This is a genomic window from Rhizobium sp. P1_C7, assembly GCF_056406295.1.
This window is the reverse complement of sequence record NZ_JBFUAL010000023.1, coordinates 57297-71836: the sequence shown is the minus strand read 5'-3', so window position 1 is coordinate 71836 and position 14540 is coordinate 57297. Positions and strand designations below refer to the sequence as shown.

Below are 14540 nucleotides of genomic sequence, written 5' to 3'. Positions count from 1 at the left end.
ATACAAGATCGAAGACAGTATCCGAGGCTCAGACCCCGGACATCGCCGGGCCGTTCGACAGGACCTGTCCCTCCCGCTGGTGGACGAGTTCTTCACCTGGCTCGCGGCTCAGGCTGTGCGTGTCTCACGCAAATCCGATCTCGGCATTGCCCTGGCGTATATGCTGAAACGACAGGATGGCTTTCGGCTGTTCCTTGATGACGGCTGCGTCGATATCGATTCCAACCTGGTGGAAAACGCCATCCGTCGCCCGGCCATGAACCGCCGCAACGCGCTCTTTGCGGGCCATGATGAAGGGGGGCGGAACTGGGCCCGGTTTGCCAGCCTGATCGGCACTTGTAAAATGAATGGCGTTGAGCCCTACGCCTATCTGTGCGACCTCTTCACCCGCCTCGCAAACAGCCACCTCGCCAAAGACATCGATGCCCTGATGCCATGGGCCTATGCCGCGCGCATCAGAGCCTCACAATGAGCTCGTCAGATACTCTTCGGTGAGCTCATTTGACGGCCCGTAGATCAACCGAAAAATCTATGGGGCGTGGACGTCGCATACCGTACAATCTCTTTGGACTGGGTTGTTTCCGCAGGCGCCGCGTGTAATTTAGCAAATTCTTAATAATACCCTTGACTGGATAATATGAATCCTCACTTGATTCGTCCTTTGGAGGATTCCAGATGTCCGTGAACCTAAGTATCAGAGAGGTCATCGTCGCCGTGGAGCGACGCAAAGGCGTCACCATGCGTTGCCACATCACGCTTGATGACCTTGCTCGCAGCCTGCTTTACCGCTGGCCCGAGGATGATCGCGGCAAGGAATGGGTTGTGGCGCAGACGATGTGCCTTGAGGCTATGGAAGGCGTTCGCGATCCTGAGCAGGCGAGGGCGGCATTTGTCGCCGCAGCGCAGGCCGCTGGAATGCTCATGGTCAGGGAGGAGTATATCCAGGAGCGACCGGAGCCCCGCCCACGGAAGACCAAGCGCGGGCATTCGCCATCAACGCACTAGCTGTCGCCACTCACCATTCTGATGGATTGCAATTTCATGAATATATTGCTACTTGCTAATATACCATCTGGGCGGCCCAAAGGTCCATCCGCCAAAACCACCCAAGGGCTGTCCAGATGGTCCTCCTCACCATTTTGATGAATTGCAATTTAGTAATTATAGATATTTACTGGATCAACCATCTGGGCGGTCGGAAGGCCTCTCCGTGATCTCACCCCAATCGTTCAGGTGGCCCTTAGCCGCGCGGCATTACCGAATACTGAGACCCAAAAAAAGCCCCGCGGTGTTGGCGGGGCAAGTTGTCGTCCGAGTATGTTCAGATAAAACGCTTATGCCTTAGCCTTGGTTCCTTGGCTTTTTGCATGACGCCACGCGCCGCATCCACCAGTGCGCGAAGCTGTTTTTCATCTCTGACGTCCTGTTGATAGAGGTCGATGATGATAGCCGCGACACGGCTTGCTTCCTCCGACGCCAACACGACGTCATTTTCCCGACAATAGGCTTCAAGGACCAGCTGACATTTCGCCAAGTCTTTTGATGTCAGCGGCTCGTCGTGCCGATGAAATCGCCTAGTCATTTTCCCAACCTCCTCTAGCGAGTTTGGAATGCTATTTATTTTGGATTTTACAGCGGTGGAATCAAGAGTTGACTCTCGCCTCGGCATGAACAAAGTAGGAACAATGAAACATCGCCGTGGCATAGATCTCGGGCGCTCGCCTCGGGATTCGATCGCTTACATGGGGCCGCTCCTCGACCCCGTGCACACCACTTTTGACGACATACCGGAATTTCACGCGATCGGTGTGCATTGCCCGAAGTGCGAGCGCGAGGCCTGGCTTGATCGCTGGGCCGTTCAGCGCAAGTGGGGCGGTGGGGTCTATCTTGGATCGGTGACGTCGCGGCTCAGATGCCGGAGCTGCGGAAACAAGGATAGCAACAAGTGGATACTTGGGCAGGCGCCGCGGTAGGGGCGCTGGAACGGATGTTTAGGTATGCCTCCTAGGTGGATTGGTCGAGATTTATTCCTGCCGCTCTCGCCTTTCCCACCAAGTAAGACACGAAGGAAGCGCACGCGCCCAGCATAAAAAGTGCATCCTGTTCATCAACATCAGACTCGTCCTTTTCGAGCAAGGAGTGCCGAATACCCTCCTCGTCACTAGTGAAATCATAAATGCGCAGGAAACCCTGCTTCAGGGCTCCGTGGATTCTGTGATATCGCTCGAGTTCATCTAGGGCGGGTTTGAGAGTGTTTGCATTCGATGCAAGAGCCTTCGAAATAGCCTCAACGGCATGAACGCTCTCTCGAACGCATTCGGCCCATGAGCCTGAAGTGGCTGCGGCGGAGGCGTTCTTAAGGTGCTGAAGAGCGCCCCGATGACGGGACAGGGAAGAAAATGCTCTCTCAACCGTTGCGGCTTCCTGCTCGCTCTGAACGGGGAAGAAGGTATCGCCTACAAGTCGATAAGCCGCTCTTGTTTGTGTTAGCACCCTCGCGACGGCCGCATCTAGCTGATAGGGAGATTTCCGATGACGAAGAGCGAACTGTAGGAAATCGAAGACGTCGATATACGTACCTTTAAATAAAAGATCTTTCAGCTTTGCTGTAACAATCTGTACATGGTTGTCGTACTCATCGATCGGCTTGAATTCTTTGGTAACGTGCCAAGATAAAAGAACATCATTCCAGCTTCCCACGAGCTGGCGGCTATGAAAACTGAGCCCCCGGTACACGATCGCCCACAACTCCGACCTCGTCTCCATTGAGACTTCTTTCAAGCGCTGTTGCTGGGGAAGTGGAGCAGCGCCTTCGGCCTGCGCGAAAGTTACAAGCTTCCTGTCTAATTCGATGTCGCTCAAAATGCATCCATTCGTGAAATCAGGCACCGATATCTACACTGCCAAATGCATTCTGAAAAGACAGCACCAACCATCTTGACAAAATTGTTATTTTGACATAAGGTGCTCGACGCTGGCCACCAACCAGCCACCCGCGCGCCTCACCAGCGCATCTCCGCCACCACCAAGAGGAGATCACCATGAGATATTACAGATTCGCAGCCATCGCAGTGCTTGCACTTGCCGTCGTCATTTTCGGCGGCGTCGCCATCGCTACACCCAGTGCGCCGCCAACTGCTGTGCAGGCTGAATACGTCACCGACGCATCTGTCGTGTATGTCGACACTGATCGCGGCCACGGCTCCGGAGTCCATATCGGCGACGGCTATGTGCTTACGGCCGGCCATGTCGCTGACGGCGCGAAGACCATCCAACTCAAGACGGCAGGCGGCAAGTTTCAGCCGGCCGAAGTGCTCTGGCTCAACAAAGAGTACGACATCGCGCTCCTGCGCACCGACGGAGCGGGCATCGGCGCCGCCACGCTTTCATGCCGCTACGCTCACACAGGCGAAGATATCCGAGCGATCGGCGTCTTCAGGGCTCGAGTCCAAAAAGACGGGCGCTCTGTAAGTCTCGGAAATTTCCCAACGGCCGAAGACGCTCACGCAGCATATGTATCTGCCGCCAATGATCTTTACGGCGAATACGCAAGAGCCGCCTGACTGATTGGCTTCACGGCCGCGCGAATGCGGTCGGTCTTTTCCCAAACATTGGAGGCGGCATGCCTACACCACCATTGAGCGACGAACTCGCCAGACAGGCGGCCGACGCCTTCGCGTCCACGAGCAGCCAGACGCTGGCCGCCGAGCAACTTGGCATCCCACGGCAGACGTTCAACCACCGGCTGACAGTGGCCGCCGAGCGTGGAATGCTTGGCACCAAGCCTGTGCTGCCAGGGTTCGCCATCAAAAGCGTTGCCAGCAAGGCTGAGGACGGCAGTTGGGTTAAGCAGACCAAGGCGGCTGGCGAGGAATTCGAAGTCCCGGCCGGACACACAGTCAAGGGCGTGTCATCGCTCGTCGATGCGGACGGCAGGACGATCCAGCAGTGGATCAAGACGCGCAACGAATATGCACCGCAGGACATCGCTGCGATCCTGAAGGAAGCGTTCGTCGACGTTCCGCCCGCTGCGCCTGTTCCGCTCACTGTTGCGCCAGCTACTTCGCTTCTGACGCTCACGCCTCTGGCCGATTGGCATGTCGGTTTGTTCTCATGGGGAAAAGAGACGGGCACGAACTGGGATTTGAAGATCGCTGAAGGCGTGATTGGCTCGGCGATCGAGGATCTCGTTGCGCGCACGCCACCTAGTGCCGAGGCGATCGTTCTTGGCGGCGGCGATCTGCTGCATTCGGATAGCAACGAGAACAAGACGGCGCGCTCAGGCAATGCTCTGCAGGTCGATGGCAGATACCAGAAGGTATTGATGACGGCTTGCCGGCTGGTCGTTCGGACAATCGACGCCAACCTTCGAAGACATGGCCATGTGACCGTTCGCATTCTGCCTGGCAACCACGATGAGCATGCATCGGTCGCGGTGGCCTACTTCCTTCTGGCTTGGTATCGCAACGAGCCGCGCGTCACGGTCGATGTCGATCCGTCCCTGTTTTTCTGGTTCCGCTTCGGCAAGGTGCTGCTCGGCGCCACGCACGGCCATACGGTCAAGCTGAAGGACATGTCATCCATCATGGCCCACCGGCGCGCCGAGGACTGGGGCGCGACGTTGTTCCGATACATCCACGGCTTCCACATCCACCACAAGAGCATGTTCGCCACAGAAGGCAACGGCGTCATTTCGGAAAGCCACCAAACGCCGACTCCGCAGGATGCGTGGCATTTCGGCTCCGGCTTCCTGTCTGGTCGATCGCTGCAGTCGATCAGCTACCATCGCGAATACGGCGAGGTCTCGCGCGTGCGGGTCGCGATGATGGATGCGGCGAACGACAATGAACCGGTGAGGATGGCGGCGTGAGCGGATGGTATAATCCAGACGCATGGTCGTCGCCGTCTCGCGTCGTGAGCGATATCCAAGAGCCAAGGGTGTCGCGCATTCTGGGGCCTGACGGACAGCCAATCCCCTACAAGCCGCAGCAGGCGCCGATAGGCTTCGTCAAGCTGGGCGAGCGGGTGAAGAAAAACTAACCACCATAGAAGGAGCCAATCAATGGCGAAGCTAGCATACGACAACATCTTCGAGTCGATCGAGCCAGACAAGAAAAAGGCCGCGCGCATGCAGGGCGCAAGCGATGCAGAAATCGATCTGCGAACGATCTTGGAAGAGCGCGGCATGCGCACCAAAGAAGTTAAGTCGATAGTCCGCGCCCTGCACGATCGAGTTTTCGCTCGCTACCGCTAACCACCACCCGTCGCCGACCACCAAGTCGGCGGCAACACCACGAAGAGGAGACTGAAAATGGATATTGTAGGAACACTGAGAAATGCGCGTCGCGTAGAAAAGGGCGAGGATCCGCGCGCTCCTTGCCTTCGTGGCAACGTCTATGGCGACAGTAAGGGGAGGTTCTATGACGGTGAGCTTATCACGACCAGCACCATCACGGAGGAGGATGGCGACACGTTCAAGACCCGTTACAGCGCCTATCGCGTGGAAAGCTGGTACGGCCAGCCAGCGAATGACAACAAGCCGTCTGCGACAGCGATCAACGAGCTCGTCACTTACTTCCACGGCAAGTCGAAGGCGGCTGGCTGGTGGCAGGAGGATGGTCGCGACCTGACTGGCGACAAATACGTCCACGCCACGAAGCTGATGCTCGTCGTCACTGAACTGGCCGAAGCGATGGAAGGGCTACGCAAGGGCTTGATGGATGACAAGCTGCCGCATCGCAAGATGGGCGAGGTTGAGCTTGCCGACGCTTGCATCCGGATCTTCGATCTGGCTGGCGTTCTTGGCTACGATCTCGGCGGAGCCATGGTTGAGAAGGACGCGTTCAACTCAGTTCGTCCGGATCATCAGATCGAGAACCGCAAGGCCGCTGGCGGGAAGGCTTACTGATGGGCATTTCCGTTTCACCGAAGACGACTGGATCCGGCGACAGACCGCCGCTCCCGCGTGGAGTTATACCTTTTCAGCCAAAACAGTATAACGACGTCGCCGAGGCCACCTTCGGCCCGCTCGACAAATATCTGCCGGCGAATGATAACTCGCCAGTCGCCAACGTCATGAACAGCCCGTTGAATGGCGGCCAGATCGCCACGGCGGTGCCGCACGGCCAGTACATCGGGTTGACACGTCCTCAGTCCCAGGACGGCGGACGCAACGGCGACTTCATGCAGACTTACACCGGCCGCAAGTTCTGGCCGATGGATCCGCGTGCCGATGAGGTCTTCATCGAGGACATCGCGCACAGCCTTGCGATGCAATGCCGGTATGCAGGCCACTGCCACCGCTTCCTGTCGGTAGCCGAGCACTCGGTGTTGATGGCACGTCACCTGCGCTGGGAGGGCGTAGATGTGGCGCTGTGGGCGTTGTTGCATGATGCCAGCGAAGCATACCTCGTCGACATCCCCAGACCGGTCAAGCCGTACCTGAGCGGCTACAAGGAAGCCGAGGCGAAGGTCATGGCAGTCGTCGCCGAGCGGTTTGGCTTAGCGGCAGAAATGCCAGCCTTGGTCCACGATGCTGACAACCGGATCATCGCCGACGAACTCGCCAACATGACGCCAATGGACTGGCAGGCTCGCTATGCCGGCCAAGAGCTTGGTGTTCAGCTGCGGTACTGGTCACCGGCTCGCGCGAGCGAGGAGTTCATGGCGACGTTCACGGCGCTGATGGATTGCAGGGCGAGGGGGATGGAGTGATGGCAAAAAAGAAGCTGTCATGGGCCGAGGAGTTGGTCGGCCGACCAGTACCGAAGGAAGCGCCATACATCGATCTGATCATGGCTGGCTACGTGAAAGAGGACGGAACGGTCTGCGGGAAGATGGAGCCGGGTGACCGTTGGCTCCGTCGGGCCTTCACCAAGATCAAGCGAAAGGGGTGGGTCGAATCAAGCTTTGGTTTCGGGAAGGGCATGGTGATTTTCTTCCTTACGGAGCGCGGCAAGCCGGAAGCTCTTGCCGCCAAGGAGCGAGTGAAGGCTGCCCGCGAGGCACGCCAGCAATGGAGCGCGGATTGGAACACTGCATGGGCCGCGAAGCAGAAGGATGCCGCATGACCCATCACACCAGCGAAGACCACTGCAGCCGATGGGGCGGCATTCCGCAAGCCAAACTCACAGAGTTCAACCGGCGCGCCATCGGCCTGCTCTGCTCCGCCTTTGGAATGGGGCCTTGGAATATTCAGGTCAACTGGGATCGGGTGAAGTGGGGCAGCGAGCGCCACACCGAATTCGTCACCTCAGCTCACGGCCTCTCGACGTGGGATTTCAACCGGCTCACCCGCCTTGTGATCGGCGCCCATGACGAATGCATCCGGGTTGAGATCTCGCCTCGCGCGTTCCGCTATCTGGCGATCAAGATGTGGCCACGCGAAGGCCGCGAGGGCTGCATGTCAAAGAGACATCCGACCATCGAGCAAGCGGTCGCTAGCTATAGATGTGCGGCATGACGAGAGCTCAGTTCGTCTTTCTCATCTGGATCACTATCGCCAAGGGCTGGAGCAGGAAGGCCGCCGAAGCCCTCCCGCTCGCGCGCCGAGCCTATCGCGACTACATGGCCGAGATCGACGTCCCGTTCGGCCACTACTTCTACGCATGGGATGAGGCCGCCGCCCGGGTAGTAGCCGAGGAATACGTTCTGCGGTTCGGGGAGGCAGCATGACTGGCCACCAATACCGCATCGGCGAACGCTGCGTCTGCGTCGACGACCGCTTTTCCAACGTCAGCATCGACCAAGGGCTCCGCGCCGGGCAGGAGTACACAGTGAGGTGGGCCGGCAACTACCGGCACTATGTCGACGGCGACTTCTACGGCATCAAGCTGATCGAGGTCGATCGAGGAAATGACGATGGGCCGGAAGGCTACGGCGCGGCAGACATGCCGTTCCGCGCATCTAGGTTCCGACCGCTGGTCTCACCAAAGACCAAGACCACCACAAAGATTGAGGAGACGGTATGAGCGAGATGATTGAGCGGGTGGCGACCGCAATGGAAGAGGCTGCATTCGGATACAGCATGAACCTCGTGCGGCTGGTGGATGGCGTGAGCACCTATCGCCTGAAATACTCAGACGGCGAATTGCTGGAGTTTGGATCGACCGACGAAGTCTATGAGCATGTCGCTGAAAAGAAGCGTCGTACCCAAGCGCGAGCTGCCATTGAGGCCATGCGCGAGCCGACGGAAGAGATGGGGCGCATAGTGCGGGAGAAAATTGGCGGGTTCTCCGACTCGCGCATGTATCGAGAATTCATCGACGCCGCACTCAAGGAGGAAACCCCATGAGCCCCAACACCGACAAGTGGACGCCATGGAGCGTCGATAAGGGCAGCCTTGCGGCCATCCCATCCGCCAACGACAACGTGCCGTCAGAGCTTCGCGCGCTTGGCGCAGCAATCGGGAAGGTAATGCCCGGTGAGTTCGCTGATAGCAAGTATCTCATACAGCCACCGTATGGCGAGTACTTCTCAGCCAACGACAATCTGCCGCCGGTCGTCGCCTTCACTGGCCTGGCTGGAAGCGGCAAGTCCACCGCAACCAAGTATCTCGTCGAGCAGCACGGCTACACGCTGGTGAAGTTCGCCGGGCCGCTCAAAGACATGATGCGGGCGATAGGGTTTTCGGAAGCGCACATTGAAGGTGGGCTAAAGGAGCAGCCGGACGCGATGCTTGGCGGCAAGACACCTCGCCATGCCATGCAGACGCTTGGCACCGAATGGGGACGCAAGTGCATCGGTGAGGACTTCTGGGTGAATGCTTGGCTTTATCGAGCTCGCGCGCTTACCGACTTCGGCGCTCGCGTCGTCTGTGATGACTGCCGTTTCCCGAACGAAGCGCAGGCCATCCGCAAGCTGGGCGGCGACATCTACAAGATCGAGGGCAGGGGCGGCATTGCTGGTGGCCACATTTCAGAGCGCGGCTGTGGCGATCAGGATCTAGTGATCGCCAACGCGGGTTCTGTGGATGAACTGCACGGCAAGATCGAGGAGGCCGTGCAGCGGTATGGTGAGATCCCGAGAGATGTGATGGATGCTGCTCGCGTGGCGGTCGAAGATGGGCGGCGGAACTGCGATCTGGGAAGGCAGGAACAATTCGTACAATAGGGAGTTTAACCGAAGCAACGGGTTCGGACAGTTCGTTGCATGCCGGCGTCCGGTCCCTCAGATCGCCGGCGAAAAGGGCTCGGAGCTTTCGCGCCGGGCCTTTTTGCTCCTCTCCACGGCGTCCCCTTTCCACGTAAAGCGGGTCGACGAATGGTGGGAGTGGCTAATCAGGGTCGCGTCTAAGCTTCGAAAATATGATTTCCAACCGTCCTTTTATTAGCATCAACGACAACCACTTGCTCGCATCCCGCTGAGTTAGGGCCGTAAGCTTCATGCCCATTCGTTCCAAGGGAAGGCCGGTCTCGGTTTCAATGACGTCCCAAGTTCCGTCTGAATTTCGTCGAAGGCTAAACGTTGGATGGGGCATTCGCTGATCATAAACCGCGTTGACTGAGTAGCAGTAACGCTCAGCATTCGAAGAGGTTCGCCTGGGAGACACTTTGGGGCCGACCGGGGCAGAGGCACAATTCTCTCCCTACAGTTCAGACAAAGGTTTCTTCAGTACCAACCTGTTGCCAGCGATCATTTCCAGGACTCCCTCTCCTTCGAGGCTTCTCAGGGCGTAGTAAAGCTCGTCCTGCTTGAACCCAGAGCCAATGAGCGCGACGCCAACATCGTACAGACTCAACGGGTACTGAGGGCGAGCCTCAAGGGACCTCAAGTGGCCCAGAATGGCGGCTTTGGTTTCTTTAGATCTTTCCAAGGCACTTTGCTTCCAGGCCAGCAGGGAAACCCTAAGCGGTATCGGGCGGCGACGGGCTTAGAAATTTCCCCAGAATGCTGCGTCAGGTCGGACTGGACAATCCTTTGCGGCAGCACAGGAGAAATATAGGGCGGCACCGAAAGGTTTGCTAGACTGATGAGAAACAAGTGGACTTAGCCGGGAGGCGGGATAGGCTTTAACCTGACCTCCCAGCTAAGTCGTCCAGGAGTTTCGGGCTACCTAGGACAGAACCAGAATTACCAGTGTAAGGGTTATCGCGCGACGGACGAAAGTCTGATCGTCCCGTACCCCGAAAGTCGGTGCTAACTACTACTCGAGGCTGCTCTTAAGTGTGATAACTATTGCTCTGGGCTGCTTTTAAGAATGTCTCTCTCATCCAGCAGGGGACCCTAGGCTCCCGATAGCGGGTCGGTTAATGCGCCTAGAGGCCTCCTGCCGTACTGCCCGGAGGTGCTGTAGGTGGGGTTTCCCTCTCCGGGCAGTAACTTGCCTACAGTGCCGCTTGAATTCGTTGGCAGTAGTGGCCCTCTACTAGCGATCCTGTGTCACACAGGCCGATAGATAATTCTGCAACTCGTCCTCAATTTCCCGACAAATGTGCTCGTATTCGGCTAATTCGTTCTCATGGCCAACCTCGACGCGGAGCTTGTCGCGGTACCTGACTGCCTCGCCGTATTCTTCGACAAGGTCGGCCCACCAGCGGGCAGCGGGCGCATATGCACGAAGGTGTGGGCGGCGCACCAAAAGGGTCGCTAGTCCGTAGCGATACATGTCGATAGGTGCGTGTTCCATGATAGCCTGGTATGGTAGCGCGAATCGGATTTTTTTAGTAGAAATTTCTGAGCGACCCATCGGATTTTATGCACGCTATGACCCCGCGGGGCTTCATTCGGCTACACACAAGGTGAGCCACTTGCTCGCTGCGAGATGATCGGGACGCGTCGTGGAAACGGCGCCCACAAGGCTGCCATTAGGTCGGAACCAACGCCCCACCAAGCACCCACCGATACGGCCGGCCACAGCTGCCTCGCGTGAGCCACACCTGATAGAGTTGCCGACCTCGAGCGCTCCTCTGCCGAGACAGGATAATCCCCGGCAGCCCGCCGAATCGGACGGCTTGCCCGACTTTGAAACGCCATCCCGCATGATAGACGCGCCGTCTTCTTTTTTCGCAGACGCGCTCAACTTCCCCAAAATGCACTGCCGCTGACATTACACTCAACCCCGTTGCGCGGCGATCGGCGCCGTAGCCGGGAGTTGATAAACCGCCGACTAGACGGCCCGAGGCGCTTTTAGCTGCCCTGCAAGCAGGGTTCGCCTGGACATAGCGCAACGCTCCCGGCCAAGTGAATGGCCAAGGCGAGCGCTGCCGCTAAGCTGCGCACGGGTTCAGCGAGCACTCTGGTGCGCGCCTATAATCGGTCAGGGTTATCAAGCCCGGAATGATCTATACCTAAAAAGGCGTAAGCGGCAATACTCAACCTAAAGGGAGTCTTCCCCAGTTGCTAATATGTGACGGCTAGTCATGTTTGGTGTCTTGGTGCGAGATCTGGCGACGCCAAAACAGCGATCAAAGACACTTCGATAGGGCGCGCAACGGTACCCGGTAGTAACGTAAAGATTGCATAAGCCGCTGACTAAAATTAGTTTGCAATCCAATTGTAAGTATTTGATTTTTGGTGGACGATTTTAGAGCGGGTTTGTACAGAAATACTTGAAAAGATGGAATAAGCAGCTGACTCTTAATCAGCGGGTCGTAGGTTCGAGCCCTACATCACCCACCATTTTCAAATACTTAGCGGCAATCGCGACGTCCCCATTTTACAGCGAGACGAGCATTTTACAGTTTATGCTTTCTTTGTTCCCCGGCTGATCGCATCGATCAAATCCTGCCCGGCGAGATAGTGCTTCCGGATGATTGATTCGGCATCATCCTGCGAATGCCCAGAGATCTCCGAAATCAGTTTGATCTTCTCGTCGTGAGCTTATCGAGGTTCGCATAGGCGAAGGTAATGCGCTCGATAACCGGTCCGAACTCAACAGCATCGATACCGGCATACTGGCCGGTGCGGCTAGACTAGCGGTCCTACTTCGGCAAGGGCATTAAGCCGGCCGAGGGCAAGGACTGGAAGGATCTAGCCATCCAGTATGCCGAGCACGAGCACATCAACCTTCCCGCCACGAAGGCCGAGCAGCGTGACGCGGCCGAGGCGATCGGCGTCTGCACCTGCTGGCACAACTGCACAATCCCCGAAATCAAATGGATGCAGCAGCGGTTCATTGACCTGCGCACCGGCGCCTATGAGCAGACGCGCAACGCGGCATGACCTCAGCACACAACAGAGATGTGAGAAATTCTCATGGCATTGGCCGCCCGGATCAGGGCTGCTCTCACATCAGCGGCCGGTGCGACTTTATGAAAGGCGTCGAGGCAGGCCTTGATCGCTATCACGTACTCCTCACCATCATCAGTCGGCCACTCGGATACCAGTATCTCCGCCGCGTCGCTGACAGTCCGGACGAGCGTGTATTTCTCTTGGCCACTCAGGACGAGGGCAAGAGCCGGGAACTCATCAAAGGCGTAATCAATCATGACAGTTGGTCTCCCCGATGCGTCAATATTAGAGGTTATGCAAATGCCATTCCACATGAGGTGGCAGCATGAGGCTCTTCAACTGGCCATGGGGCGACCTGCAGCCGCGCACCTATGTCATCATGTGCGACTTCGCGTGGAGCTTCGCGCTCTTCTCCGGCAAGGGCGCGGGCAAGTCTGCTCAATCCCACTACTCGGTGATGTCGCGCAATTCGGAATCACCGATCGGCGGGCAAAGCTGATCGCCAGAGACCAGACGAGCAAGTTCAACTCGGACCTGAACAGTCAAAGGCAGCAACAGGCAGGCGTTACGAGCTACATGTGGATGACTTCCCACGACTAGCGCGTGAGAGCACTGCACAGAAGCCTGGATGGTAAGACGTACAAGTGGGATGAGGCAACCGGGGCAGAGCAGGGGGCTCCCGCCCGGGCAGCCGTTCAACTGTCGCTGCGTGGCCCGCGGGGTTGTCGAGTTTTAAGGAGCTCTTCGAGTTCGTCGGTTGTTACGCGCTCGTCCTCGACGATGACGACTTCCGTCGTCTCGAATGCGTGCTTGAGCTTGCGAACTTCAAGCGACAGGGCCTCAATCTTGAGGCCTTGCTCAAGGATCAACTGCCGCAGCGCTCGGAAATGTTCGTCGGTCATGCCAATGTTGTGACGGATTAAGGGAAGATTGGCAATGCTACGGCCGTGACGCCGGCTCAATCGACGTAGCTAAAATCGACTTTGTCGACGTCGTTGGTTGGCACCGGTACCGGTCAGGAGATCGTTCCGCGTGAGGCCGTGTCTGGCGCTCTGGACAACCGTCTCGTCGAGGATAGTGTCCTGCCTGGCCTCGATGACGCGATCGAGGATTATGGCTGAGCGAGCAGGAGCCCTCCGAGGACGAGCTCGCGGCCGCAGCAGCCGCATAGTCAAGCCAGGAGCGATGAACCCGAGCGGCTCATCAAGAGGCCGAGAATATCACCATGAAAAGTGCGGCCCAGAGTAAAGCCGACAACTCGGCCGCCAACAGAAACCCAAACGTGGTGTCGCTCATGCAATCCTCCGTAGGCAACCTCCATTGCCGGGAGGAACTATAGGGGAGGGACGACGGTTCCGCTACCCACTAAGACGCAAGCAGCGAGTAAATCAGAAAGCCGACAGAACCCCAGAAGCCAACCATTGCCAGCGCCATCGCGGCAACCAAAACCTTTGTCACGACGAAAACTCCACGACTGTTGTACGGGTCCACTACCTAGCCCAGCGCTGAAATTATTGTATCGGACCATGGTCTGATGTCGCTGCTTTCCGGTGTGTCGAACCGCTATCGCCGCCCTCGCTAGGGTGATTTTTCTCTTCATGCGCTACTCATGAATTTCACAGACACTGCACCGATCGCGGGAACGCGACCGACCGCCGACGGCTACCTTGTTGCTGACGCCCGCATCGCGCGGACGGGCATTCAGATCTATCTAGGCTCTGAGCTGGCTCATGCTTCCATTGATGACCGACTTGACGGGTATGACCGTCCAATCTAGCAAAGGGTTGGTGCAAACGGACCTCGCGAGAAGGTTGGGTTGAGCCTGTCCATCGGCGGAACCTCAACCATGCAGTTCTCGCTCGGTGGATGGGAAGACTACACTTTGAATAGGATCTACTGATGACCAAATACGTCAACAGAATCGACGGTGTAATTACCGCTTGGTCCGATCATCTGGCTCCTGGGCTTTGCGAAGACCTGTTTCGGATGCCGTGCTTGCGGCATTCCTCACGAAGGCCGCTGTCCCTGAGAGCGTCTCTGCTCGGCAATTCAAACTGCAGCTTCTTGAGGCAGGTCTGCTCGACCAGGTCAACACATGGATAGCCACACAACCGCAAGCGGTTCAAATCGCCTACGAGTACTCGAGCACGTTCAATCGGGCGGAGCCCATAGTGCAACTAGGCTTCGAAGGGTTGGGCGTCACGCCTGAACAGATCGACGCCTTCTTCATCGCTGCTTCAAGACTCTAAAGACCCGGCAACTAGTCCTCGTATGGTCCGCCTGCCGGCACGGAAGGTTTGGTACATTTTTCTGAGCGGCTCGATAGGCGCGCACAGTGATTTGAAGGAGAGCCGAGAGGTTCCCTTCCT

Annotated in this window: 21 protein-coding genes and 2 pseudogenes; 18 read left to right on the top strand and 5 right to left on the bottom strand. The window is 57.5% G+C overall.

What is annotated here, in order from left to right; translation table 11 throughout:
- Positions 1-472 (top strand): IS66 family transposase (locus AC1D2R_RS26915; RefSeq protein ID WP_477972161.1); only part of this gene is annotated, 472 nt, incomplete at its 5' end.
- A gap of 203 nt (positions 473-675) precedes the next feature.
- Positions 676-1005: a DUF982 domain-containing protein gene (locus AC1D2R_RS26910; RefSeq protein ID WP_477972159.1), complete on the top strand. Its 330-nt coding sequence runs from the start codon at positions 676-678 to the stop codon at positions 1003-1005.
- A gap of 316 nt (positions 1006-1321) precedes the next feature.
- On the opposite strand, the gene AC1D2R_RS26905 is transcribed toward AC1D2R_RS26910, so the two are convergent.
- Positions 1322-1582, bottom strand: coding sequence for a hypothetical protein (locus AC1D2R_RS26905; RefSeq protein ID WP_477972157.1), 261 nt, complete (start codon positions 1580-1582; stop codon positions 1322-1324).
- Positions 1583-1685: 103 nt separating this feature from the next.
- Here AC1D2R_RS26905 and AC1D2R_RS26900 point away from each other — a divergent pair, with 103 nt between their 5' ends.
- Positions 1686-1973 (top strand): hypothetical protein, encoded by a 288-nt coding sequence (locus tag AC1D2R_RS26900; RefSeq protein ID WP_477972155.1) that lies wholly within the window; start codon positions 1686-1688, stop codon positions 1971-1973.
- 31 nt (positions 1974-2004) lie between these two features.
- Here the strand turns inward: AC1D2R_RS26900 and AC1D2R_RS26895 are convergent, their stop codons facing one another.
- Positions 2005-2862, bottom strand: a complete 858-nt coding sequence (locus tag AC1D2R_RS26895) for an AbiJ-NTD4 domain-containing protein (RefSeq protein WP_477972153.1) — start codon at positions 2860-2862, stop codon at positions 2005-2007.
- A gap of 179 nt (positions 2863-3041) precedes the next feature.
- Here AC1D2R_RS26895 and AC1D2R_RS26890 point away from each other — a divergent pair, with 179 nt between their 5' ends.
- The 12 genes from AC1D2R_RS26890 to AC1D2R_RS26835 are packed head-to-tail and all read left to right on the top strand — an operon-like array spanning position 3042 to position 9111.
- Positions 3042-3563 carry a trypsin-like peptidase domain-containing protein gene (locus AC1D2R_RS26890; protein ID WP_477972151.1) on the top strand — a complete coding sequence of 174 codons (522 nt, stop codon included), beginning with the start codon at positions 3042-3044 and terminating at the stop codon, positions 3561-3563.
- A 59-nt stretch (positions 3564-3622) separates the two neighbouring features.
- The gene (locus AC1D2R_RS26885) at positions 3623-4870 is read left to right on the top strand and encodes a hypothetical protein (protein WP_477972149.1); all 1248 of its coding nucleotides are present in this window, start codon (positions 3623-3625) and stop codon (positions 4868-4870) included.
- Positions 4867-5040, top strand: a complete 174-nt coding sequence (locus AC1D2R_RS26880) for a hypothetical protein (RefSeq protein WP_477972145.1) — start codon at positions 4867-4869, stop codon at positions 5038-5040. Before AC1D2R_RS26885 ends, AC1D2R_RS26880 begins: the two co-directional genes overlap by 4 nt.
- 22 nt (positions 5041-5062) lie before the next feature.
- The gene (locus tag AC1D2R_RS26875; RefSeq protein WP_477972144.1) at positions 5063-5254 is read left to right on the top strand and encodes a hypothetical protein; all 192 of its coding nucleotides are present in this window, start codon (positions 5063-5065) and stop codon (positions 5252-5254) included.
- Positions 5255-5311: 57 nt separating this feature from the next.
- Positions 5312-5908: a hypothetical protein gene (locus AC1D2R_RS26870; RefSeq protein WP_477972142.1), complete on the top strand. Its 597-nt coding sequence runs from the start codon at positions 5312-5314 to the stop codon at positions 5906-5908.
- Entirely contained in the window at positions 5908-6714 is an 807-nt protein-coding gene (locus AC1D2R_RS26865) for a hypothetical protein (protein ID WP_477972141.1), read from the top strand. The genes AC1D2R_RS26870 and AC1D2R_RS26865 overlap by 1 nt, the downstream gene beginning before the upstream one ends.
- The gene (locus AC1D2R_RS26860) at positions 6714-7070 is read left to right on the top strand and encodes a hypothetical protein (RefSeq protein ID WP_477972140.1); all 357 of its coding nucleotides are present in this window, start codon (positions 6714-6716) and stop codon (positions 7068-7070) included. The genes AC1D2R_RS26865 and AC1D2R_RS26860 overlap by 1 nt, the downstream gene beginning before the upstream one ends.
- On the top strand, positions 7067-7462 hold the full coding sequence (locus AC1D2R_RS26855) for a hypothetical protein (RefSeq protein WP_477972138.1): 396 nt from the start codon (positions 7067-7069) through the stop codon (positions 7460-7462). The genes AC1D2R_RS26860 and AC1D2R_RS26855 overlap by 4 nt, the downstream gene beginning before the upstream one ends.
- Entirely contained in the window at positions 7459-7674 is a 216-nt protein-coding gene (locus AC1D2R_RS26850) for a hypothetical protein (protein ID WP_477972136.1), read from the top strand. The genes AC1D2R_RS26855 and AC1D2R_RS26850 overlap by 4 nt, the downstream gene beginning before the upstream one ends.
- Positions 7671-7970, top strand: a complete 300-nt coding sequence (locus AC1D2R_RS26845) for a CAP-Gly domain protein (protein ID WP_477972135.1) — start codon at positions 7671-7673, stop codon at positions 7968-7970. The genes AC1D2R_RS26850 and AC1D2R_RS26845 overlap by 4 nt, the downstream gene beginning before the upstream one ends.
- Positions 7967-8293: a hypothetical protein gene (locus AC1D2R_RS26840; RefSeq protein WP_477972133.1), complete on the top strand. Its 327-nt coding sequence runs from the start codon at positions 7967-7969 to the stop codon at positions 8291-8293. The genes AC1D2R_RS26845 and AC1D2R_RS26840 overlap by 4 nt, the downstream gene beginning before the upstream one ends.
- Positions 8290-9111, top strand: a complete 822-nt coding sequence (locus tag AC1D2R_RS26835) for a deoxynucleotide monophosphate kinase family protein (protein ID WP_477972131.1) — start codon at positions 8290-8292, stop codon at positions 9109-9111. Before AC1D2R_RS26840 ends, AC1D2R_RS26835 begins: the two co-directional genes overlap by 4 nt.
- Positions 9112-10366: 1255 nt before the next feature.
- Here the strand turns inward: AC1D2R_RS26835 and AC1D2R_RS26830 are convergent.
- A complete protein-coding gene (locus AC1D2R_RS26830) occupies positions 10367-10627 on the bottom strand; it encodes a hypothetical protein (protein ID WP_477972129.1) in 261 nt (86 codons plus the stop codon).
- Positions 10628-12164: 1537 nt separating this feature from the next.
- Complete coding sequence (locus AC1D2R_RS26825; RefSeq protein WP_477972127.1) at positions 12165-12428, bottom strand: DUF982 domain-containing protein; 264 nt, start codon at positions 12426-12428, stop codon at positions 12165-12167.
- 68 nt (positions 12429-12496) lie between these two features.
- On the opposite strand from AC1D2R_RS26825, the gene AC1D2R_RS26820 reads away from it, so the two are divergent.
- Entirely contained in the window at positions 12497-12670 is a 174-nt protein-coding gene (locus AC1D2R_RS26820) for a hypothetical protein (protein ID WP_477972125.1), read from the top strand.
- A 196-nt stretch (positions 12671-12866) separates the two neighbouring features.
- Here the strand turns inward: AC1D2R_RS26820 and AC1D2R_RS26815 are convergent, their stop codons facing one another.
- Entirely contained in the window at positions 12867-13073 is a 207-nt protein-coding gene (locus AC1D2R_RS26815; protein ID WP_477972123.1) for a hypothetical protein, read from the bottom strand.
- 90 nt (positions 13074-13163) lie between these two features.
- On the opposite strand from AC1D2R_RS26815, the pseudogene AC1D2R_RS26810 reads away from it, so the two are divergent.
- Together AC1D2R_RS26810 and AC1D2R_RS26805 are read left to right on the top strand one after the other, a co-directional pair.
- A pseudogene (locus AC1D2R_RS26810) lies at positions 13164-13339 on the top strand (DUF1073 domain-containing protein); the annotation flags it as partial.
- Positions 13340-13780: 441 nt separating this feature from the next.
- Positions 13781-13912, top strand: a pseudogene (locus AC1D2R_RS26805) (DUF2213 domain-containing protein); the annotation flags it as partial.
- Positions 13913-14540 lie beyond the last annotated feature (628 nt).

Coding starts and splice junctions, on each gene's coding strand:
- AC1D2R_RS26835 (WP_477972131.1), top strand. CDS start 8,290: ATGAGCCCCAACACCGACAAGTGGACGCCATGGAGCGTCGATAAGGGC.
- AC1D2R_RS26875 (WP_477972144.1), top strand. CDS start 5,063: ATGGCGAAGCTAGCATACGACAACATCTTCGAGTCGATCGAGCCAGAC.
- AC1D2R_RS26840 (WP_477972133.1), top strand. CDS start 7,967: ATGAGCGAGATGATTGAGCGGGTGGCGACCGCAATGGAAGAGGCTGCA.
- AC1D2R_RS26865 (WP_477972141.1), top strand. CDS start 5,908: ATGGGCATTTCCGTTTCACCGAAGACGACTGGATCCGGCGACAGACCG.
- AC1D2R_RS26885 (WP_477972149.1), top strand. CDS start 3,623: ATGCCTACACCACCATTGAGCGACGAACTCGCCAGACAGGCGGCCGAC.
- AC1D2R_RS26855 (WP_477972138.1), top strand. CDS start 7,067: ATGACCCATCACACCAGCGAAGACCACTGCAGCCGATGGGGCGGCATT.
- AC1D2R_RS26905 (WP_477972157.1), bottom strand. CDS start 1,582: ATGACTAGGCGATTTCATCGGCACGACGAGCCGCTGACATCAAAAGAC.
- AC1D2R_RS26820 (WP_477972125.1), top strand. CDS start 12,497: ATGAGGCTCTTCAACTGGCCATGGGGCGACCTGCAGCCGCGCACCTAT.
- AC1D2R_RS26830 (WP_477972129.1), bottom strand. CDS start 10,627: ATGGAACACGCACCTATCGACATGTATCGCTACGGACTAGCGACCCTT.
- AC1D2R_RS26910 (WP_477972159.1), top strand. CDS start 676: ATGTCCGTGAACCTAAGTATCAGAGAGGTCATCGTCGCCGTGGAGCGA.
- AC1D2R_RS26850 (WP_477972136.1), top strand. CDS start 7,459: ATGACGAGAGCTCAGTTCGTCTTTCTCATCTGGATCACTATCGCCAAG.
- AC1D2R_RS26815 (WP_477972123.1), bottom strand. CDS start 13,073: ATGACCGACGAACATTTCCGAGCGCTGCGGCAGTTGATCCTTGAGCAA.
- AC1D2R_RS26900 (WP_477972155.1), top strand. CDS start 1,686: ATGAAACATCGCCGTGGCATAGATCTCGGGCGCTCGCCTCGGGATTCG.
- AC1D2R_RS26825 (WP_477972127.1), bottom strand. CDS start 12,428: ATGATTGATTACGCCTTTGATGAGTTCCCGGCTCTTGCCCTCGTCCTG.
- AC1D2R_RS26860 (WP_477972140.1), top strand. CDS start 6,714: ATGGCAAAAAAGAAGCTGTCATGGGCCGAGGAGTTGGTCGGCCGACCA.
- AC1D2R_RS26845 (WP_477972135.1), top strand. CDS start 7,671: ATGACTGGCCACCAATACCGCATCGGCGAACGCTGCGTCTGCGTCGAC.
- AC1D2R_RS26890 (WP_477972151.1), top strand. CDS start 3,042: ATGAGATATTACAGATTCGCAGCCATCGCAGTGCTTGCACTTGCCGTC.
- AC1D2R_RS26870 (WP_477972142.1), top strand. CDS start 5,312: ATGGATATTGTAGGAACACTGAGAAATGCGCGTCGCGTAGAAAAGGGC.